Genomic DNA, 19,798 nt, shown 5'->3' with positions numbered 1-19,798 from the left:
GTTTTTATTTAAATTACTATCTTTGCACCCATAAAATTCAGGACTACTCAATGTCAAATTTTCACAAAACTGCCGCATTTCATACCCTTGGCTGCAAATTAAATTTTGCAGAAACTTCTACTATTGCCCGTCAATTAACAGATGCAGGTTATGATAAGGTGAGTTTTGATGATAAGGCAAATGTGTATGTTATCAATACTTGTTCAGTAACTGAAAATGCAGACCGTGAATGTAAACTTCATGTAAAGAGAGCAATGAAGGCTAATCCTGAAGGGTTAGTAGTCATTGTTGGATGTTATGCGCAGTTAAAACCCGAAGAGATCTCGCAGATAAATGGGGTAGATTTGGTTCTTGGAGCCAAGGAAAAGTTCAATATTTTAAGTTATCTGGACGATTTAGAAAAGTCGGAAAGTAACGGTCTTGTCCACTCTTGTGAAATCGAAGAAACAGATTTTTTTATTGGAAGCTATTCTATAGGGGATAGAACCAGAGCTTTCTTAAAAGTTCAGGATGGGTGTGATTATAAATGTACATACTGTACCATTCCTTTAGCCAGAGGGATCTCACGATCAGATACGATAGAAAATGTTCTGACTAATGCTAAGGAAATTGCTGGAAGAGATATTAAAGAAATTGTTCTAACAGGAGTTAATATCGGTGATTATGGGAAAGGTGAATTTGGAAATAAAAGACATGAACATACTTTTCTGGATCTGATCTCTGAACTCGATCAGGTTGATGGTATTGAGAGGATACGTATTTCCTCCATTGAACCTAATCTTCTGAAAGATGAAAGTATTGAATTGGTCTCAAAAAGCAGAAGTTTTGTTCCTCACTTCCATATTCCTTTACAGTCAGGATGCGATGATTTATTGAAAAAAATGAAACGTCGTTATTTAACCAAGTTGTATAAGGACAGAGTAAATAAAATTCGTGAGGTTATGCCTCATGCTGCGATTGGTGTTGATGTAATTGTAGGTTTTCCAGGTGAAACTGAGGAAAAATTTATGGAAACATATAACTTCCTGAATGAACTTCCTATCAGCTATCTGCATGTATTTACTTATTCTGAAAGAGAAAATACCGAAGCAGCGGAAATGAAGGATATTGTTCCTATTCCTGAAAGGAAAAAACGCAATAAGATGTTGCGTATTCTTTCCGAAAAGAAAAAGATGTCATTTTATCAGACCCAGCTTGGGAAAACGCTTCCTATACTCTGGGAGCATGAAAATAAAGACGGCAAGATGTTCGGCTTCACAGAAAATTATGTGAGAGTGCAGAAAGATTTTGATCAGGCATCTGTAAACCAAATAGAATTTCTAAATTTAGAAAAAATCCTGTCAGATGGCACGGTTTCTGTGCAGTCATCTTACGAAAGTTTTTTAGCAAAAGCATAGTCTCTTTGCAAAATTTCTACTAAATTTATTTTAACTTTTAAATACAACATTCTATGAGAGATAAGTTTTTATCTTGGGGAATTGTATTAGTAATTGCTACATGGATTATAGCTTTACTAATCAGAGCGCATTATTGGATCCCAATTCTGCTATCGGCAATCTATGCATTAGGTGTATATAATACCTATCAGTCAAAACATGCAATACTGAGAAATTTTCCGGTACTAGGTTATTTCCGGTATTTTTTTGAAGATATCTCTCCGGAAATGCAGCAGTATTTTATTGAACGGGAAACTGATGGGAAGCCATTTCCCAGAAACCAGCGTTCTGCTGTTTACAGACGTGCCAAAAACTTAAGTGATACCGTTCCATTTGGAACTCAGCTGGAAGTTAATCATAGAAAATATGAAGGAATAAAGCATTCGATCTACGCAAAGTCTCCTTCTGAAGAGCTACCAAGAGTCTGGGTAGGCGGGGAACAATGTTCACAGCCTTACCATGCTTCTTTATTCAATATTTCAGCAATGAGTTTTGGAGCATTGAGTGACAGAGCACAAATTTCGTTAAACAGAGGAGCTAAAAAAGGAGGCTTTTATCATAATACAGGTGAAGGAGGAATTTCTCCACATCATTTAGAAGGCGGGGATCTCTGCTGGCAGATTGGGACTGGATATTTTGGATGTCGAGATGAAGAAGGAAAGTTTAATCCTGACTTATTTGCTAAGTATTCAACGATGCCGACTGTGAAAATGATTGAGATCAAATTATCTCAGGGCGCAAAGCCTGGACATGGAGGTGTTTTGCCGGGGGTGAAAAATACACCTGAAATTGCAAAAATAAGACACGTTACTCCAGGAATGACTATTATTTCTCCACCGTCACATTCTGCGTTTTCTAATGCTGCAGGACTTTTAAGGTTTGTGGAACAATTAAGGAACCTCTCAGGAGGGAAACCAGTTGGTTTTAAATTGTGTATTGGTGATACAAAGGAATTTGAAGATATCTGTGTTCAGATGAATGTGTTGAAGATCTATCCTGATTTTATTACAATAGATGGAGCTGAGGGTGGAACAGGAGCTGCACCTCCGGAATTTTCTGATGGAGTAGGAATGCCATTAGAGCCCGCATTGATTTTCGTAAATAAAACGCTTAATAACTATAACGTAAGAAATAAATTAAGAGTTATTGCCAGCGGTAAAGTTTTGACAAGTTTAGATATTTTAAGAGCAGTTGCTATGGGAGCTGATATGTGTAATAATGCCAGAGGATTTATGTTTTCTTTAGGTTGTATTCAGGCTTTAAGATGTAATACTAATAACTGTCCAACTGGTGTTGCTACTCAGGATAAAATGCTAATTAAAGGTTTGGATGTTACGGATAAAAGTGAGAGAGTATATCATTTTCATAAAAATACCCTTCACACTTGTAATGAGTTAATTGCAGCTGCGGGCAGAAGTTCTTATGAAGAGGTTGATGCTTCTATGTTTATGAGAGGTGATGAATTTGATCATTTGGCTGATCTTTATTTCCCGGATATTTTAGGGAATGTAAGACAAAAAGCAAGACTTTAAAATAAATAAAAAGCGCTTCAATTTAATTGAAGCGCTTTTTATTTATTTGTATGCTTTATAGAGCATTAATTTACTCGTCTACAGGTCTTGTTGTTGTATTGTAAACTTGGAAATTAAAGATAAATGTTCTGTTTTGAAGAGAATATCCGGTGTAATTATAGTGTGCATCCCTTCCAAAAGCAGCTCTTGAAGGAACTAAGATAACTCCCTGTAGGTTATATGGAGCCTCATCTGCTAAAGCTGGAGAAGCAGCTTTAAAGTATTTTAATCCTTCTTGAAAACCTTCAATTTCATAAAACTTTCTGTCTTTAGCAGCATCCGTTGTTGCATCCTTTAAAACTTGTTTCTTAACATAATACCACATAGGATCTACCAAGGGAGATCCAGATCCATTAATTGTATTAACCAGATAAGGAACTGTAGGAGAAATTGTAAGTGAAACTGTGCCATCAGTATTTACAGCAAGGTAATTGCCTGCTCTAACCATCATTTTTAGGTTATCAGTAGCACCAATTGCTTTCCCCGGAGTAGGTTGAGCACCTGCTCTTACAATATAGATTACTCCTGAAGGAAGTTTTACCGGATTTAGCTCAGCTAGTTTTTTCTCATGATCATCAATAGTATCAGTGGCGCTAAAAGCTTTTACATTTCCTTGGGTATCCAAATAGTTATCATTTAAGAATTTTTGGATCGCCTGATCATCATAAGTGTTTCGAACTGCAACGTCATCGGGTTCTACAAATGTTTGTGGATCGTCATCTTTTTTACAAGCTGAAAAACATAAAGATCCTGCAAGGATATATAAAAATATTTTTTTCATTTCAAAAACTTTAATTACTTTACAAATAATATAACGGCAAAAGTATAAAAAATTATGAGAATAGATAAATTTTTATGGAGCATTCGTTTTTATAAAACGAGAACTGTTGCAACTGAGGAGATTAAAAAGAACAGAGTTTCTATTGGAGACGCTGTTGTAAAGTCTTCTAAGGAGGTAAAAGAAGGTGATGTAATAAAAATCCGTAAAAATCAGGTAGACTATAAAATTAAAGTAATTCAGATTCCTAAAAGCCGGATTGGGGCAAAATTAGTATCTCTTCATATCAAAGATGTCACAGACAAAGAACAATATGAACTGCTTAAACTACGCAAAATGTCTCAGGACTATTACAGAAATAGAGGCGAAGGAAGACCTACTAAAAAAGATAGAAGAGACATGGACGGATATGTTGAAAATGATATTGCTTCAGATTTTACAGACTGGGACGACTTTTTTGGTGAAAACAGTGAAATAGAAGATAAAGAGGAAAAATCATAGATAAAGTTTTTCAATGATTTCATTTACGATATCGTCAGGCTCTCTTGAGTCTGTATTTACACTTATCAAAGCTTTATTATAATATTCATTTCTTTCAAATAAATGCTTGGCAATAAATTCAGGGAGGTTTTCATCAGAGATATTGGCTATTATAGGCCTTTTCTCTTTTTGTTTTGAAAGCCTTTCTGTTAATGTGCCAATAGAAGCTTTTAAAAAGATGCTTTTAGAATTGTTATTGATGATCTCCATATTATTATAGTAAACAGGAGTTCCTCCACCCAGACTTAAAATAAGATTTTCCTCGGTGGCCAGTATTTCTTCCAGAGTTTCTCTTTCCAGCTTTCTAAAGTAGATTTCTCCCTTTTTTTCGAAGATTTCGGGAATGGTTGATTTATTTCGCCTGGAAATCTCTTTATCTAGGTCAATTAATTTAAAATTTATTTTTTCGCTTAAAATTTTGGAAATGTGTGATTTGCCACAACCCATGTATCCGACTAGTGAAATTATCATGAAATATTTTTAAACAAATTTGCGAAAAAGTTTTGAGAAATTAAAAAAAGTTATATCTTTGCACCACTTAAAACAAGGGACATTACTTAAATGAAAATTGTTTAAAATAAGTGGCCGACTCGGTAGCTCAGCTGGTAGAGCAATACACTTTTAATGTATGGGTCCTGGGTTCGAATCCCAGCCGGGTCACTAGCAAAAATTTTACTAGATTCTGTAATTTTTTTGCCTGCGTGGTGAAATTGGTAGACACGCCATCTTGAGGGGGTGGTTTCCTAAGGATGTGCTGGTTCGAGTCCAGTCGCAGGCACTGCAAAGAAAATGTGAATTTTGGATTATTATTAATTTAAAATTTGTAAATTAGAAATTTAATGACCGACTCGGTAGCTCAGCTGGTAGAGCAATACACTTTTAATGTATGGGTCCTGGGTTCGAATCCCAGCCGGGTCACAAGTTTACTGAAAAGTAAATTTTTTTCATATTAATATTTTGTGATTTGGTGTTCAAAGGCTTCCTTCCGGAAGCCTTTGATTTTTTATGTTGGTTCTTAATCCAAATGCATATTGTCTATTAATCTTACACCATCTACTATGACAACAATAAAGGCTCTGTATGATTTGTCTTTATAAAAGAAATCAGTTTCCTTTAATGTGTGCTCATCGGCAATCATAAAATATTCAAGCTTCATACCATGTTGCTGATCAAAAATATCATTAACTCTGTCTTTGATTTCAGGGACTGTGACTACACGGAACCAATCATTGACTTTTTTTAATGTAGCATAAATAATTTTTGATGCTTCTTTCCGATCTTCATGAAGTCGTTGATTCCTTGAGCTTAGTGCAAGTCCATTTTCTGCTCTGTAAATAGGAACTCCCATAATTTTTATTGGAAGTTGTTTTTTCTCAACCATTTTTTTAATAATGGCTAATTGTTGAAAATCTTTCTCTCCAAAATAAGCATTGTCTGGTTGTATTTGTCTGAAAAGCTCTTCTACTACAGTACCCACACCATCAAAATGTCCAGGTCTTGATTTGCCTTCCATTTCATTTTCTAACCCGTCAAAATCATAATGTTGGCTTTGAGCTTTCTCAGGATAAATATCCACAATTTCAGGAATGTAAACAGCATCTACTAATCCGGAATTTTGTAAAATAAGTATATCTCTATTGATATCACGGGGATATTTTGCCAAATCGTCGGAGTTGTTGAACTGAGTAGGGTTCACAAAAATTGAAGAAATTACAAGATCATTTTCTTTTCTGGCCATTTCGTAGAGTGAAAGATGTCCATTATGCAGAGCTCCCATTGTTGGTGCGAACCCTATTTTTTTTCCCATTTCTTTCTGTCTCTCAATGAAATCCTGAAGTGTTTTTTTGTTTTTTAGAACTTCCATAGTTAATTTTAATACCAATTCAAAAATAGTAAAAATATCAGATAATAAAATGCGTTTTTGATAATTTGGAAAAGGTAATTATCGTAAAATAATGTTAATTAAAATAATGTTGGATGTTTTTTTGTAATTTTGCACATTAAAGCATTTTTACAAAAAATTAGATAGAAATTTATGCCGAATCAAAAAATACTGTACATTACTACAGAAATGTATCCATATCAGGAAGATACGAACATGGCTACTGTGGTAAACAAAATGGCACTTAAAATGCACAATGAAGGCAATGATGTAAGAGTTTTTATGCCAAGATTTGGACAAATAAGTGAAAGGAAGTTTCAACTTCATGAGGTTATCCGTCTTTCAGGAATGAATATTATCATTAATGATCTGGATCAGCCTTTAATAATTAAGGTAGCATCTCTTCCTGGAGAAAGACTTCAGGTATACTTCATAGATAATGAAGAGTATTTCAAAAGAAAACAATATTACTTTGAAGATGATGGCGTTGCTTTTGAAGATAATGATGAGAGAGCAATATTCTTTGCGAGAGGAGTAATAGAAACGATTAAAAAACTTAATTGGGTTCCAGACATTATTCATTTGAATGGATGGATGGCTTCTTTTGTTCCTATTTATCTTAAAACCTACTACAAATCCGATACTTACTTTAAAGACGCTAAAATTGTTCTTTCTTTATATAATGAGAAGGACGCTCCTCTAAATGATAAAATTGGAGAAAAATTAGAATTCGATAATATTTCGGGCTTAAAAGCGTTAGATAAGCCAAGCTTTCAAAGTTTTGTAATTGAAAGCATGAACTATGTTGATGGTGTTGTAAAAGGAGATGAATTTTTAGATGGAGAGCTCGATAAAGCATTCAACGAAACATCAACTTCTAAATCGGAATATCTTGATGTAGACTCTATAAACAAACTTTATTAAAAAGACATTTAATGACTCGTACTATTAAAAGAACTTTTGCCATACTTTCTCTGGCAATTTTCGGCAGTGTATTACTTTATAATTGTGAACCGGATCCGGATTCTTTAGGGGAACAATTATTTTTAGATGGAGCAGCTCATGGAAATGAAAAATCTTATGACCTTATTGCTTTTAACATCAAAAATAATGATACTATTAAAAGTGATGCTACTCAATTAGGAGCGGCTATTCTTGGTGCTTTTAATGAGGGACAGTTTGGAATGCAAAGGGCATCTTATGTTACACAGCTAAGATTATCTACCTATGATCCCGACTTTGGGACCAATGCTAAGGTAGATTCAGTGGTTTTGGTTTTGAAACCTACATATGCTTCGGATTCCCTTACGACGACTACAGATGAAAATTATGTTTATCCAGACGGGAATGTACCAGCAAAGAAAGAGGTAAAAACATATCCTATCAACAAATATGGTAGAACTAAAAAAACGCTTACTATTAATGTTAATGAAGTTACCGATTTCTTAAAAGCTGCTACAGATGAAGTTAAGTCCAATGCGACATTTGCTTATAATACCACTGTATTGGGCTCAAAAGAATTTAAAGGAACTATTAATACAGTTGCCATTACCAAAGATTCTGATAACAGTTCAATATTTACTACAACAACACCAGGTATAAGAATTCCATTAGATAATGCGAAGACATTATTTCAGGAAAAAATTATTGATAAAAAAGGAAAACCTGAGTTGGCAGATGCTTCTAACTTTATAAGACATTTCAGAGGTCTTAGAATCTCTGTTCAGGAGAGTGATGGATATTTATTCCAGTTTTCTCCTAATGATATGGAGTTAATCATGTATTACAAATATGATAAGACTGAAAATGGGACAACCACTAAGACACCCGCGACTTATGCATTTGCTTTAGGAGCTGGTAATACTCATGTTGGTCAATATGAATATAACAGAGTAGGATCTGCATTAGGTAATGCAGTAATTGGAAATACTGAAACAGGTGATGCAAAATTATTTGCTCAGGGAATGGGTGGTCCTTCTATTGGAGTGAAAATTCCTGATGCGGCAATCAATGATCTTAAAACATTATATCAAAAAAATAAAGCTGCTATTATTAGTGCTAAGATAAGAATCTACACTGATGCTTCAACGTGGAGTAATAATTATAAGAAACCAGTGTTGTTTACTTTCTTACAAAATGATAAAGAAAAAGCAACCGATCCAATAAAAACAGACTTTACCAGTGATGTGCTTACCCTAGCAGGTACTCCGAATTTTAGTATATATAAAGCCTATGATTTAGATAAAAATCCAGCTTACTATGACTTTGTTGTTACAAAATCAGTAAAAGATCTAGTTGAAGGAACATCAGTTAATACCTATAAATCTTTTAGAATTGATATTGGTGGTTTCCTATCTAAGTCAGATAATTCAGGTTTAGCAGGAGCTAAATACACATCAAGAGCATACACAGTGGATAGAGCTGTATTAGTAGGATCTGATATTAGCAATGCTAAAAAAATGCAGTTAAAAATTACATACGCGACAAAGTAAAATTTTAAAAATACACCAAATAAATTATGTGCGGAATAGTTGGATACACAGGCTTTCAAGATGCTTACGATGTAGTTATAAATGGTCTTAGAAGACTAGAATACAGAGGATATGACAGTGCAGGAATTGTTCTGGAAAAAGAGAATAATTCATTTGAAGTTGAAAAGACAAAAGGAAAAGTTGATGATCTTGTCAATATTTCGAGTCAACTAAAAGGTACTGCAAAAATGGGGATGGGGCACACCCGTTGGGCAACTCACGGAGTTCCAAGTGATAGAAATTCTCACCCGCATTTATCTAATAATAACAAAATTGCTATTATCCATAATGGAATCATTGAAAACTATGATACCATTAAAAAGATGCTTACTGAAAAGGGATTTACCTTCAGGTCTGAAACAGATACTGAGGTATTAGTAAATCTTATTCAGTATTTTATGGATATAAATGCTGGAATAGATTTTCCAACGGCTGTAAGGTATGCTTTGAATGAAGTATATGGAGCTTATGCTATTACGGTTATGCATGAAGATTATCCTGGCGTTTTAGTAGTTGGTAGATTAGGTTCTCCTTTAGCTATTGGAATTGGTGATAAAGAGTACTTTATTGCTTCTGATGCATCTCCTTTTGTAGAATTTACGAAAGAAGCGATCTACCTAGAAGAGGGGCATATGGCAACAATTTCCTTAGAAGGAGGGGTTGACATTAGAACGATCAAAGAGAATTCTAAAATAGAACCTGAAATTCAACAATTGAAATTGAACTTAGAGCAGATAGAGAAGGGGGGATATGAGCACTTCATGCTTAAGGAAATTTTCGAACAGCCTAAGTCCATTCACGATACAATGAGAGGAAGGTTACTTGTAGATGAGGGCGTAATAAAAATGGCAGGGATCTGGGATCATGTTGAAAAATTTAAGAATGCCAACAGAATAATTATAATTGCCTGTGGAACTTCTTGGCATGCTGGTCTTATAGGTGAATATCTTATAGAAGAATATGCAAGAATACCTGTTGAAGTAGAATATGCATCAGAGTTCAGATATAGAAATCCTATTATTACGGATAAAGATGTTGTAATTGCAATTTCTCAGTCTGGAGAAACAGCTGATACAATGGCTGCTTTAAAATTAGCTAAAGAAAAAGGAGCATTTATATATGGTATATGTAATGTGGTAGATTCATCTATTGCAAGAATTACGGATGCCGGCTCATATACACATGCTGGACCTGAGATTGGAGTAGCTTCAACAAAAGCTTTTACAGCTCAGCTTACGATTCTAACGTTGATAGCATTTAAACTAGGTAAACATAACGGTAACCTTGGAAATGCCGAATTCATGAGCCTTATTTCAGAATTGGATGCCATTCCAAAGAAAATAGAAGATGTCTTGAATTCTACACATGAATTAACACAGAGCATAGCTAAAGATTTCGTTGGAGTTCAGAATTTCTTATATCTAGGTAGAGGGTACAATTACCCTGCAGCCTTAGAAGGTGCTTTAAAATTGAAGGAAATTTCCTATATCCATGCAGAAGGGTATCCTGCTGCAGAAATGAAGCATGGCCCAATTGCTTTAATTGATGAAAATATGCCAATCGTTATTATTGCTCCTAAAAAGGGGCACTATGATAAGATTGTAAGTAATGTTCAGGAAATAAAGGCTAGAAAAGGGAAAGTGATTGCTGTTGTTAATAGAGGAGACAAACAGGTAAGTGAAATGGCAGACTATGTTATTGAGATTCCTGAGACGTCTGAATGCTTTTCTCCGATCGTTGCATCGGTGCCTTTACAACTCTTAGCTTATTACATTGCAGTATATAGAGGAGCCAATGTAGATCAGCCTAGAAACCTCGCTAAGTCGGTAACTGTAGAATAAAAATACTAGGAAATAAAATAAATTTAGATTTCTAGCGTTATTTCAAAAAAAATCTTAAAAGTTTCTTAAAAAAATTATATATTTACGGCTTAATTATAAAAATTAACATGAAAAGGATATTTCTATTATTATTGTCTGCGTCAGTAGCGTCGGTATCTTGTTCAGGTGGTGGTAGCTCTTCTGTAGGGAAGCCAGGAACAAAAGGAGAGTTGATACCAAGAGAAAAAACTAAATCATTTGTTGCTGAAAGACCATACGGTATGGTTGCGATTCCTGCAGGATCTTTTATTGCAGGTTTAGCTGATCAGGATATTACACATACCCCTGAAAAATCAGCATTAAAAACAGTAACCGTTTCGTCTTTCTTTATGGATGAAGCAGAAACTACTAATGCAGAATACAGAGTATTCATTAATTATGTAAGAGACTCTATTGCTAGAACTCTACTTGCTGAAGCTGCTGGAGAAGGTGGCGAAGGCGGAGGCAGAGGTGCAAGCATAGGAGATTATGCATACCTTGCTAAAAAAGAAGAGAACCTAACTCCTTATCAAGAATATTTAGAAGGACAGGGAGGAAGAGATGACGGTAGTTACGATGCAAGTAAAAAATTAGATTGGAAAATCCCATTACATTGGAATACTACAAAATATCCTGATGTTGAATATGCGGAAGTTCTAGAATCTTTGTATTTGCCAGCTTCTTCTAGAATGGGGAATGAAAGAATCCTAGATGTTAGTAAATTAAAATATAATTATCAGTGGGGAGACATGGATGCTGCACTTGCTGACAACGAAAGAGGAGTAAACTACCTTAAAAGTAAAAGCATCGCGATCTATCCGGATACTACAGTTTGGGTAAAAGATTTTCACTTTGCATATAACGAGCCCTTATTTGAACAGTATTTCTGGCACAAAGCTTATAAAGATTATCCAGTTGTTGGGGTAACTTGGGATCAGGCAAGAGCTTATTGTAACTTCAGATCTAAATTGAAAACAGATTACAATGAAAGCTTGAAAAGAAGAAAACAAAGACCATTACAATTCCGTTTACCTACAGAGATCGAATGGGAATATGCAGCAAGAGGCGGTATGCAAAATGCTACATATCCTTGGGGAGGTCCATATTTAATGGATGACAGAGGTTGCTACTTGGCAAACTTTAAACCTAAACGAGGTAATTATATGGAAGATGATAAGAAAGGGACTTATACATATTCAGCTCCAGTAAAGAAATTTAAGAAAAATGGATTTGGGTTATTTGATATGGCTGGAAACGTTTCTGAATGGACAGAATCTTCTTATAACAATTCTTCATACGGATTTTCTTCAACTTTAAATCCTTCAACTAAAGATAAAACAGATTCTAAAAAATCTGTAAGAGGAGGTTCTTGGAAAGATATAGGTGCAATGCTTATGACTGGTGCAAGAGATTGGGAAAGAAAAGATTCGGCTAGAAGTTATATTGGATTCAGAACTGTACAGGATATTCCTGAGGCTGCTGTTAAACCAAGAAGAGTTAACAGATAATCAGATCAAACAATTATTTTTCAATACAATTTATTTTTAATCATTAAAAAAAACTAACTTATATGTTTAAGACTAAAGATGCTTGGATGAATTTCTTTTATTCATTCGGTGCTGCAATTGTAATTCTTGGAGCTTGGCTTAAGATTACTCACATTAACTTGGGGCCAATCAGTGGTAACGTTGCTCTTACTGTAGGGCTTATTACTGAAGCTATCATCTTCATTATTTTCGCTTTTGACCCTCCAAAGTCTGAGGAGTCTTATGCTTGGGAAAATGTATATCCTGAATTATTAGATAAACATGCAAACCCAAATCCGCTTCACTCTAATGTATCTTCTAGAAATAATGCTGCAGCTCAATTTGCAGAACTAGAAAATTCACTTTCTTCGAAATTGGATAAGATGTTGCAAGATGCTAAATTAGATGTTCAATTATTCGATAGATTAAGAACAGGAATTGATAAATTTTCAAACTCTGTTGATCAAATCAACCAAACAGTAGACGTTTCTGCTTCTACTCACAAATATAACGACCAACTAAATAAAGCAGCTCAACACATGGAAAGCATGAATGCTTTATATACAATGCAGTTGGAGAATGGTAAAAGACAATCAGAATTTGCTAACAAATATGTAGCAGATATGCAGAAGTCTGCTGAGCATTCAGAAAAATTCAATCAGGAGTTACAAGGTTTAACATCTAACTTAAATAATTTAAATAGAGTTTATGGTGGTATGCTAACCGCTATGAAGTCATAATTTCCTAACCATTTTTAAATTTAAATTTTAATCCAAAACAAAGAAAAAGAATGGCACAAGGAAAACAGACTCCACGTCAGAAGATGATCAACCTTATGTATTTGGTGTTCATCGCTATGATGGCCCTAAATATTGATGCGGAAATCATCAGATCATATTATGACTCTACAAAAGCTCTTAATGAAACAAGAACTTTAACGGAGAAAAAGAATGAGAAAATTTTTGAAAAAACATTAGAAGCTAAAGCTCAGCAGGTACCAGATACCTATCAACAACCTTGGGAACAATATAAAGTTTTAAAAGGAAAGATTGATGCATTGGTTGTTGCAGCTCAAGGTATTAAAAATACCCTTAACAAGGAATCAGACTTTCATGATAAAGATCCTGAAACAAAGAAAGATGTTGATGTAAGCGAAAATTTTGCTGCACTTAACAATAATGATGCAACAACACATTATTTCTTTGCTGATGGAGATGAAAACTCACCTTCGAAAGGAGCATTGGAACTAAAAAGTAAAATAGATGATGTAAGAAATTACATTAATGCTACTTTTGGAAACAATGCGCAGTTAAAAGACTTAGTTGAAAGAGCTAACAAATCTCTTATTGCTGAATATCCAAAAGGAAAATCACCAAATGAGAAGACTTGGTTTCAGAATAAATTTTATCATCAGCCACTTATTGCTGCGATCTCTAATTTAGAGATTATCCAGAATGATGCTAGAAACGTACAATCTGATGCATTGGCATTATTACTTCAAGAAAAAGTAGATGCTAGCATTAAATTTAGCAGCTATGAGCCAATTGTTTCTGGACCGGTTGATATCCAGTCTGGTAAGCAGGCAGAAGTTAAAGTTATGTTAGGAACTTATTCAACAAGTAATAAGATCAATATTACAGGAGTAAGCAAACTTGAGAATGGAAAAGGGATTATCCCAATTTCTGGATCAGGTATTGGCGAACATACTTTAAGTGGTAATATTACATTAACAGATGCTTCTGGTAAGCCTCAAAGTTTCCCTTGGACGCATACTTATAATGTAATTGCCGGACCAAGAGAAGTAAAACTAGAAAAAGGATTGTTACTTTCAGCAGATAAGATGAATGTAATGTATAGAGGATTGGAGAATCCTGTATCGGGATCTATCTTAGGTGCTGATAATTCTAAATTATCATTATCTGCTCCTGGTGCTGTTGTAAAAGGAACTGGTCCTGGAAAATGGAATATTACTCCTTCTACTGGAAATACTATTAAATTGACATTGTCGGGAACTGATCCTTATGGTAAAACAGTTTCTCAGGTATTTGAATATAGAATTAAAAATGTTCCTAATCCGCAAGGTCAAATGAGAGGCCAAACGGTATTGAATATTCCAGCTACTTCAATTCCAAATCAAATGGTACAGGCAGCATTACCTGATTTCGACTTCCCGGTTTCGTTTACTGTTAACCAGTTTATGGTAAAAGTACCAGGTAGAGCGGCACTATTGATCAAAGGTAATAGCCTTGATGAAGCTGCTGGATTAGTTAAAAACGTGAGAGCAGGAGATGTAGTTTATATCTTTGATATTAAAGCAACTGCTACAGGTTTAGGAAACCAGACATTGAGAAATATCTCTCCTGTTGTAATCAATGTTCAGTAATTTTAATAAGTTAAAATAATATTATGAAAAAATATATAAGCACTTTTTTAGTAGTAGTTTCGGGGTTTGCTTTTTCCCAGACTATTCTGAATGCATCTTCTCCGGAAGAGTTCAGACAAATGAGAGCTGAAAATAAACAAAAAGTTGGAGATACGATTGTCGATAAAACTGTAAAGCCTTTGGAATATGGTTTTGTAGAAGATAAAGATATCTTAAAGAGTATGTTTGTTTGGGAGATTATTGATATGAATGATAAGATTAATCAGCCATTATACTATGATAATCCTGATGGTCTACTTGCTACTCAAACAAGATCTTTGTATCAGTTATTATTGGATGCAGCTACAAGTGGTAAAATTCAGGAAGTATATGATGATGAGAATTTTGTAACTAAGCTAACTCCTGAAGGAATTCAAAAGAGATTAGAAAGTGTAAGAGTTGCTGATGCTGCTATTGATATTTTAAATTCTGGAAGAGCATTAACTGAGCAGGAGAAGAAGGAGTACACTGATGTCTTTAAAACAACAACTGAAAAGGTGAAAGTATTAAAGATTATGGGTATGTGGTTTATTGACAAAAGAGATGGTCAAATGAAATACAGACCTCTTGGTATTGCTGCAATGGGACCAGATCCAGCTGTTCAAGGTGTTATCGGACCAGATGGTAAACCGCTTGCCAGTAATGATGAGTTGATTGATCTATTCTGGATCTATTATCCAAGTGCAAGAGAGATATTAGCGAATAATTTTGTGTATAACAGAAAAAATTCGTCAGCTGATTTATCTTTTGATGATATTATCAATGCAAGAAGATTCTCGTCAATTATCTACAAATCTTCAGGAGGTTTAGGAGATGGTGTAATCAAAGATTACATTCCTAAGAATGCTGATGAGCAATTAGAAGAAAGTGACAGAATTAAAGGTCAGATTCTAGATATGGAAAATGATATGTGGAATTATTAGATTTCACTTGATATTTATACAAAACCTGAGTACTTTTACTCAGGTTTTTTTATTATGAAAAATATAGACTATATTATTGTAGGAGATGGATATGCGGGACTATTTTTTGCCCATCAGCTAATTAAGAATAATAAATCTTTTATTATTTTTTCTGAAGGAAGGAAAAGCGCTTCACAAGTTTCTGCAGGAATTATTAATCCTGTAGTTCTAAAAAAATTCACGACCTTCTGGCTTGCTCAACAGCAGATAGACTTTCTGAAGGATAGTCTTTTGGAAATTGAATCATATACCAAAAAGAACTATTTAATTACCAATCCTATTCATCGGATTTTCCATGACGAAAATGAGCAGAGCCTCTGGTTAAAGAAATCAGATAATGAAGATCTTTCTGAATTCTTAAATAAAGAATTTCAACATTTGGATGGGGTTAATAATCCTTTCTCCACGGGGAAAGTAAATCAGTCTGCAAGACTAGATGTGGATGGATTTTTTAGTGATTTTTTCAAATATTTTGAGAGAAATGAACAACTGGTAAAAGAAAAATTCGATTATAATCAGTTAAATACATCTGATAATATATATAAAGATATCTCCTTTAAGCATGTTATTTTTTGCGAAGGAATGGGAGTGAAAGACAACCCTTTTTTTTCTGATATTGCTGTAATTCCAAATAAAGGACATCACATAAAAGTCAAACTTTCTGAAGCTATTCAAAAAGATGTTACGATTAAAAAGAAACATTTTCTATTTCCAGTAAATAATGGTCTCCATTTTTATGGTGGAACCTATGACAGAGAGCAACTCCATCATCACATCGATGATTCTGCGGTGGAACAGTTGATAAAGGCGCTGTCTGAATTGTATCCAAATGATTTTGAAGTACGTGAAGTTAACTTTGGGTTCAGGCCTACTGTAAAGGATAGAAGACCTATTGTAGGAAGACATTCGGAGCATCAGAATTTGTATGTTTTCAATGGGTTGGGTGCGAGAGGAATTTTGAATGGATGTTATTTTTCTAAAAGGCTGTATCAGTTTATTGAAGAGGAGGTTTCTTTACCAGATGAAGTTTCCCTGTCCCGTTTTAAATAAAACTAATGCTAAATATTTTAAAATTTATCTAAACAATTTGATCTAATTTCCTATCTTCAAACTGATAGATCTAAACAAAATGAATGTAAATATTCTTGGAATTGTAGCAGGTATACTTACCTCTATATCAATGGTACCTCAGCTTTTAAAGGTTTTGAAAGAGAAAAATGTTGAGGATATTTCCTGGATTATGCTTTTGGTACTTATATCTGGTCTTTCTTTATGGGTATGGTATGGCATATTAAAGAATGAGCTTCCAATTATTTTATCCAATGCTTTTGCTGTGCTCATGAATATTTCTCTTTTGATATGTTATATGATTTATAAAAAATAAAATTAAAGGCGCTTTACCTCAGGTAAAGCGCCTTTATTATTCAAAATATTAATTTTATTTTTGTAGAACAAACTTTGCCAGTGGAGCCATTTTAGCCTTATTAAGTGTTAAGGTATTTCCATTTACAGAATAATTATCTGTTGCAAGTAATGCTTTGGTAAAAAGCTGCTCAGTTTCTAAATCTTCACAGGCCATCATAGTAGACATTCCTTGATTGAATTTTATACGCATTATGTCCTGTTTGATTTCAAAAGAGCCACCTACTCCATTACATCCGGCATTCCCTTCATATCTCATGTCAGTTGTATTTAATGAGAAATATGGGTTGTTCTTTGGGTTTTTAAGCTTTATGGGTTGCCCGTTAATTTCCGTTAGTTTCCATGTTTTTCCAGTAATGTCATTATTGCTTTGTTGTACGGTCTTACTTGTACAACCTACAATAAGGGCAAATGTAAAAAGTGTCAATAAGTAATAATGTAATTTTTTCATAGTTATTGTTTTTATTTAAACACCTAAGATTTAAGGTTAATTAGTAAGAAGCCATTTTGCTGGATCCAGAGTCTTTTTTGTCTTGCTTATGATGAAATAAAACCATGTCAACATTTCTTTTCAGGAAAGTGATATTGCCTCTGATATTTGAGTATTGGTATTCTGAATTGGATGCAGTATAATCTGGTAAATCTTTGTTTTTCTTAAGCTCATAAGATTTACCGTTCAAATGAACAACTACCGTATTTTCTGTATTATTAATAGCAACTTCTATTTTGTCTCCATAGCTGTCTGTAAAAACATCTTTGGTTATTTCATCCGTTTCCACAGGATGGGTTGCTGTAATTTCGGGTTCATCTTTTGCCGAACTTTTACACGCTGTTACTGATACAACAGCCAGAACAATAATGATGGGATAAAATATTTTTTTCATAATTATAAGTGATTTGGTTTTTCATTGGTTAGATGTTTATAATGTGTAAAATTACAATTTTTTTACGGGATATTTGTTAATTTTTAATAAATTAAATAAATATTCATATATATTGTGGGTAAATATGTTGGTTTCAAAAAACCTATTTTTGTTTTTTTAACTATATTTTTTTTATTTAAGAATTTTTTTTATGCTGTTTTTTTGATTCATAAATGGCCTGAAGAAGGTGTAAAGTCTTTTTAAATCTTAAATCTTTAGTTTTATATTTTTGTAATAATTTGGATTCAGAATTTTTCAAGGTGAGTTAAATTTTGTTAATCTGTATAATAATATTCAAATCTAAGCTTACCTTTGCCACTTCAAAATGAGAACCTATATTGTATACTTTTTGACAAGCTTATTTCTGCTTTTTATAGTGGAAAGTAAGATCAATGTCAAAACATTACAAAATCATTTTCCTGATCATACTTCTCACCACTTACCAAAAAAGGCAAATCGCTTAAATCAGACCTACGAGAAATTATCTATTCAGCAAGCGCCGGATAATGTCGGAAATAATTCTTTGGAATTGATTGAAGATGATTTCCAATTTTCGGATACCGTGCAAAATGTGGTACTTTTCGTAAGTGTCTGTAGTTTAGTATACTTCTTTGGATTGTTTAATTACAAACGGCTAAAACCTGCTATACAAGGTTTTATTTCTAATTATTCCTCCGTAAAAAAATTCATTCTGATACGTTCTATTAGAATATAAAATTCATTTTTTGATTTATTTTCTGCTCTCCTATCAGAGCGGAATACTCCTGCGTTGTGTTTGCTGGTAATCATCATAACGTTTAATCTTTATTACCATTCTATTCTATTAAACATTAACGATTTATATAATTTCAAAATTATGAAAAGAGCTGCCTCAGGCATAGCGCTAAGCACCCTCTTGTTATTTGCTAGTTGCAATAAGAAGAAGGAAGAAAAAGAAGAAGTCACAACATATCCAATTACGTCTCCGGTAAAGATGGATACAGTAATTAATAAGGATTATGTTACTCAGATTCAATCCGTAAAAAACATTGAGATCCGCGCACAGGAAAAAGGATTTCTTGAAAAGATTTATGTAGATGAAGGTCAGTATGTTCACGCAGGACAGACCTTGTTCCGAATTATGCCTCAGCTATATCAGGCTGAATTAATGAAATCTAAAGCTGAAGTAGAGCAAGCTAATATTGAGCTGAGAAATGCCAGTACATTAGCTAATAATAATATTGTTTCAAAGAATGAAAAAGCAATGGCAAAAGCTAAACTAGATGCTGCCAATGCTGAAATGAAATTAGCTCAGATTCATTTATCATTTACAGATATTAAAGCACCTTACTCTGGTATTATCAACAGAATTCCATTGAAGTTAGGGAGCTTGATTGATGAAGGTGATCTATTGACAAGCTTGTCTGATAACACCAATGTCTATACCTATTTTAATGTTTCAGAACCCGAATACCTGAACTATCAGATGCATGCTGCTGATAGGGGAAGTAAAGAAGTAACTTTAATTATGGCAAATGGGGATGCGCTTCCTCAGAAAGGAGAGATCCAAACCATTGAAGGGGAATTCGATAATGAGACAGGAAATATTGCTTTCCGTGCCAAGTTTCCAAATCCAGATAAATTGTTGAGAAATGGAGAAACTGGAAAAGTAAGAATGACATTGCCCCTTAGAAATGCTCTAATTATTCCGCAAAAAGCAACGTACGAAATTCAGGATCAGAAATATGTATTTGTGGTAGGGAAAGATGGCGTATTGAAATCTAAAAATATAAAAGTAGCTTACGAATTACCAGATCTTTATGTGGTTGCTTCTGGACTTTCGGAAGGAGATAAATTTCTTTTAGAAGGAGTTCAAAAAGTAAAAGATGATCAAAAAGTAAAAGTGAAATTCCAGGACCCTAGAAAAGTAATTCAATCATTGAAATTAAAAGCAGAGTAGTCTACTC

The 19,798-nt window shown here is 34.0% G+C and carries 19 protein-coding genes and 3 tRNA genes; 17 read left to right on the top strand and 5 right to left on the bottom strand.

The window, feature by feature from the left end:
- Positions 1–50: 50 nt before the first annotated feature.
- Both mtaB and NG806_RS11280 read left to right on the top strand, forming a co-directional pair.
- On the top strand, positions 51–1,397 hold the full coding sequence (gene mtaB, locus NG806_RS11285; protein WP_214828769.1) for a tRNA (N(6)-L-threonylcarbamoyladenosine(37)-C(2))-methylthiotransferase MtaB: 1,347 nt from the start codon (positions 51–53) through the stop codon (positions 1,395–1,397).
- A 53-nt stretch (positions 1,398–1,450) separates the two neighbouring features.
- The gene (locus tag NG806_RS11280) at positions 1,451–2,968 is read left to right on the top strand and encodes an FMN-binding glutamate synthase family protein (protein WP_214828786.1); all 1,518 of its coding nucleotides are present in this window, start codon (positions 1,451–1,453) and stop codon (positions 2,966–2,968) included.
- A 70-nt stretch (positions 2,969–3,038) separates the two neighbouring features.
- Here NG806_RS11280 and NG806_RS11275 read toward each other — a convergent pair whose 3' ends face one another.
- Positions 3,039–3,788 (bottom strand): hypothetical protein, encoded by a 750-nt coding sequence (locus NG806_RS11275; protein WP_214828789.1) that lies wholly within the window; start codon positions 3,786–3,788, stop codon positions 3,039–3,041.
- A gap of 54 nt (positions 3,789–3,842) precedes the next feature.
- Here NG806_RS11275 and NG806_RS11270 point away from each other — a divergent pair, with 54 nt between their 5' ends.
- Positions 3,843–4,286: an RNA-binding S4 domain-containing protein gene (locus NG806_RS11270; RefSeq protein WP_214828792.1), complete on the top strand. Its 444-nt coding sequence runs from the start codon at positions 3,843–3,845 to the stop codon at positions 4,284–4,286.
- Here the strand turns inward: NG806_RS11270 and NG806_RS11265 are convergent.
- Positions 4,281–4,796 (bottom strand): shikimate kinase, encoded by a 516-nt coding sequence (locus NG806_RS11265; protein ID WP_214828795.1) that lies wholly within the window; start codon positions 4,794–4,796, stop codon positions 4,281–4,283. The two genes, NG806_RS11270 and NG806_RS11265, sit on opposite strands and share 6 nt — an antisense overlap.
- Before the next feature lie 116 nt (positions 4,797–4,912).
- Here NG806_RS11265 and NG806_RS11260 point away from each other — a divergent pair.
- The 3 genes from NG806_RS11260 (at position 4,913) to NG806_RS11250 (ending at position 5,243) form a co-directional block, all read left to right on the top strand.
- Positions 4,913–4,985, top strand: a tRNA-Lys gene (locus NG806_RS11260).
- Between the two features lie 35 nt (positions 4,986–5,020).
- Positions 5,021–5,103: transfer RNA gene (locus NG806_RS11255), tRNA-Leu, on the top strand.
- 67 nt (positions 5,104–5,170) lie between these two features.
- A tRNA-Lys gene (locus NG806_RS11250) sits at positions 5,171–5,243 on the top strand.
- 97 nt (positions 5,244–5,340) lie between these two features.
- Here NG806_RS11250 and panC read toward each other — a convergent pair.
- On the bottom strand, positions 5,341–6,189 hold the full coding sequence (gene panC, locus NG806_RS11245; protein WP_214828804.1) for a pantoate--beta-alanine ligase: 849 nt from the start codon (positions 6,187–6,189) through the stop codon (positions 5,341–5,343).
- A gap of 171 nt (positions 6,190–6,360) precedes the next feature.
- Here panC and NG806_RS11240 point away from each other — a divergent pair, with 171 nt between their 5' ends.
- From NG806_RS11240 to NG806_RS11200, 9 genes are all read left to right on the top strand, one after another.
- Positions 6,361–7,131, top strand: a complete 771-nt coding sequence (locus tag NG806_RS11240; protein ID WP_214828806.1) for a glycogen/starch synthase — start codon at positions 6,361–6,363, stop codon at positions 7,129–7,131.
- An 11-nt stretch (positions 7,132–7,142) separates the two neighbouring features.
- On the top strand, positions 7,143–8,699 hold the full coding sequence (locus NG806_RS11235) for a DUF4270 family protein (protein ID WP_214828808.1): 1,557 nt from the start codon (positions 7,143–7,145) through the stop codon (positions 8,697–8,699).
- A 26-nt stretch (positions 8,700–8,725) separates the two neighbouring features.
- Positions 8,726–10,579, top strand: coding sequence for a glutamine--fructose-6-phosphate transaminase (isomerizing) (glmS, locus tag NG806_RS11230; RefSeq protein WP_214828810.1), 1,854 nt, complete (start codon positions 8,726–8,728; stop codon positions 10,577–10,579).
- Between the two features lie 107 nt (positions 10,580–10,686).
- On the top strand, positions 10,687–12,105 hold the full coding sequence (gene porK, locus NG806_RS11225) for a T9SS ring complex lipoprotein PorK/GldK (RefSeq protein ID WP_214828812.1): 1,419 nt from the start codon (positions 10,687–10,689) through the stop codon (positions 12,103–12,105).
- A gap of 62 nt (positions 12,106–12,167) precedes the next feature.
- The gene (porL, locus tag NG806_RS11220; protein WP_214828814.1) at positions 12,168–12,863 is read left to right on the top strand and encodes a type IX secretion system motor protein PorL/GldL; all 696 of its coding nucleotides are present in this window, start codon (positions 12,168–12,170) and stop codon (positions 12,861–12,863) included.
- A gap of 50 nt (positions 12,864–12,913) precedes the next feature.
- Positions 12,914–14,506, top strand: coding sequence for a type IX secretion system motor protein PorM/GldM (porM, locus tag NG806_RS11215; protein WP_214828816.1), 1,593 nt, complete (start codon positions 12,914–12,916; stop codon positions 14,504–14,506).
- A 23-nt stretch (positions 14,507–14,529) separates the two neighbouring features.
- Positions 14,530–15,468 carry a type IX secretion system ring subunit PorN/GldN gene (porN, locus tag NG806_RS11210; RefSeq protein ID WP_214828818.1) on the top strand — a complete coding sequence of 313 codons (939 nt, stop codon included), beginning with the start codon at positions 14,530–14,532 and terminating at the stop codon, positions 15,466–15,468.
- Between the two features lie 54 nt (positions 15,469–15,522).
- Entirely contained in the window at positions 15,523–16,557 is a 1,035-nt protein-coding gene (locus tag NG806_RS11205) for an NAD(P)/FAD-dependent oxidoreductase (protein ID WP_261513093.1), read from the top strand.
- A gap of 79 nt (positions 16,558–16,636) precedes the next feature.
- Entirely contained in the window at positions 16,637–16,891 is a 255-nt protein-coding gene (locus NG806_RS11200; RefSeq protein ID WP_214828827.1) for a SemiSWEET transporter, read from the top strand.
- A 54-nt stretch (positions 16,892–16,945) separates the two neighbouring features.
- On the opposite strand, the gene NG806_RS11195 is transcribed toward NG806_RS11200, so the two are convergent.
- Positions 16,946–17,380 carry an META domain-containing protein gene (locus tag NG806_RS11195; RefSeq protein WP_214828829.1) on the bottom strand — a complete coding sequence of 145 codons (435 nt, stop codon included), beginning with the start codon at positions 17,378–17,380 and terminating at the stop codon, positions 16,946–16,948.
- Between the two features lie 40 nt (positions 17,381–17,420).
- Entirely contained in the window at positions 17,421–17,813 is a 393-nt protein-coding gene (locus NG806_RS11190; protein ID WP_214828831.1) for a hypothetical protein, read from the bottom strand.
- A 364-nt stretch (positions 17,814–18,177) separates the two neighbouring features.
- On the opposite strand from NG806_RS11190, the gene NG806_RS11185 reads away from it, so the two are divergent.
- Together NG806_RS11185 and NG806_RS11180 are read left to right on the top strand one after the other, a co-directional pair.
- The gene (locus NG806_RS11185) at positions 18,178–18,567 is read left to right on the top strand and encodes a hypothetical protein (RefSeq protein WP_214828833.1); all 390 of its coding nucleotides are present in this window, start codon (positions 18,178–18,180) and stop codon (positions 18,565–18,567) included.
- A 141-nt stretch (positions 18,568–18,708) separates the two neighbouring features.
- Entirely contained in the window at positions 18,709–19,791 is a 1,083-nt protein-coding gene (locus tag NG806_RS11180) for an efflux RND transporter periplasmic adaptor subunit (RefSeq protein ID WP_261513092.1), read from the top strand.
- Positions 19,792–19,798 lie beyond the last annotated feature (7 nt).

The organism is Chryseobacterium paludis (genome assembly GCF_025403485.1).
GTDB lineage: Bacteria > Bacteroidota > Bacteroidia > Flavobacteriales > Weeksellaceae > Chryseobacterium > Chryseobacterium paludis.
Note: the sequence above shows the minus strand (reverse complement) of the source record. Positions and strands in the feature narration are given on the sequence as shown.

What these genes read in the sequence shown, in the direction of transcription:
- porM (WP_214828816.1), top strand. Translation starts at nt 12,914, where the DNA reads ATGGCACAAGGAAAACAGACTCCACGTCAGAAGATGATCAACCTTATG.
- panC (WP_214828804.1), bottom strand. Translation starts at nt 6,189, where the DNA reads ATGGAAGTTCTAAAAAACAAAAAAACACTTCAGGATTTCATTGAGAGA.
- NG806_RS11190 (WP_214828831.1), bottom strand. Translation starts at nt 17,813, where the DNA reads ATGAAAAAAATATTTTATCCCATCATTATTGTTCTGGCTGTTGTATCA.
- porN (WP_214828818.1), top strand. Translation starts at nt 14,530, where the DNA reads ATGAAAAAATATATAAGCACTTTTTTAGTAGTAGTTTCGGGGTTTGCT.
- porK (WP_214828812.1), top strand. Translation starts at nt 10,687, where the DNA reads ATGAAAAGGATATTTCTATTATTATTGTCTGCGTCAGTAGCGTCGGTA.
- NG806_RS11180 (WP_261513092.1), top strand. Translation starts at nt 18,709, where the DNA reads ATGAAAAGAGCTGCCTCAGGCATAGCGCTAAGCACCCTCTTGTTATTT.
- NG806_RS11280 (WP_214828786.1), top strand. Translation starts at nt 1,451, where the DNA reads ATGAGAGATAAGTTTTTATCTTGGGGAATTGTATTAGTAATTGCTACA.
- NG806_RS11265 (WP_214828795.1), bottom strand. Translation starts at nt 4,796, where the DNA reads ATGATAATTTCACTAGTCGGATACATGGGTTGTGGCAAATCACACATT.
- NG806_RS11235 (WP_214828808.1), top strand. Translation starts at nt 7,143, where the DNA reads ATGACTCGTACTATTAAAAGAACTTTTGCCATACTTTCTCTGGCAATT.
- NG806_RS11195 (WP_214828829.1), bottom strand. Translation starts at nt 17,380, where the DNA reads ATGAAAAAATTACATTATTACTTATTGACACTTTTTACATTTGCCCTT.
- NG806_RS11270 (WP_214828792.1), top strand. Translation starts at nt 3,843, where the DNA reads ATGAGAATAGATAAATTTTTATGGAGCATTCGTTTTTATAAAACGAGA.
- NG806_RS11205 (WP_261513093.1), top strand. Translation starts at nt 15,523, where the DNA reads ATGAAAAATATAGACTATATTATTGTAGGAGATGGATATGCGGGACTA.
- NG806_RS11275 (WP_214828789.1), bottom strand. Translation starts at nt 3,788, where the DNA reads ATGAAAAAAATATTTTTATATATCCTTGCAGGATCTTTATGTTTTTCA.
- NG806_RS11240 (WP_214828806.1), top strand. Translation starts at nt 6,361, where the DNA reads ATGCCGAATCAAAAAATACTGTACATTACTACAGAAATGTATCCATAT.
- glmS (WP_214828810.1), top strand. Translation starts at nt 8,726, where the DNA reads ATGTGCGGAATAGTTGGATACACAGGCTTTCAAGATGCTTACGATGTA.
- NG806_RS11185 (WP_214828833.1), top strand. Translation starts at nt 18,178, where the DNA reads ATGAGAACCTATATTGTATACTTTTTGACAAGCTTATTTCTGCTTTTT.
- porL (WP_214828814.1), top strand. Translation starts at nt 12,168, where the DNA reads ATGTTTAAGACTAAAGATGCTTGGATGAATTTCTTTTATTCATTCGGT.
- mtaB (WP_214828769.1), top strand. Translation starts at nt 51, where the DNA reads ATGTCAAATTTTCACAAAACTGCCGCATTTCATACCCTTGGCTGCAAA.
- NG806_RS11200 (WP_214828827.1), top strand. Translation starts at nt 16,637, where the DNA reads ATGAATGTAAATATTCTTGGAATTGTAGCAGGTATACTTACCTCTATA.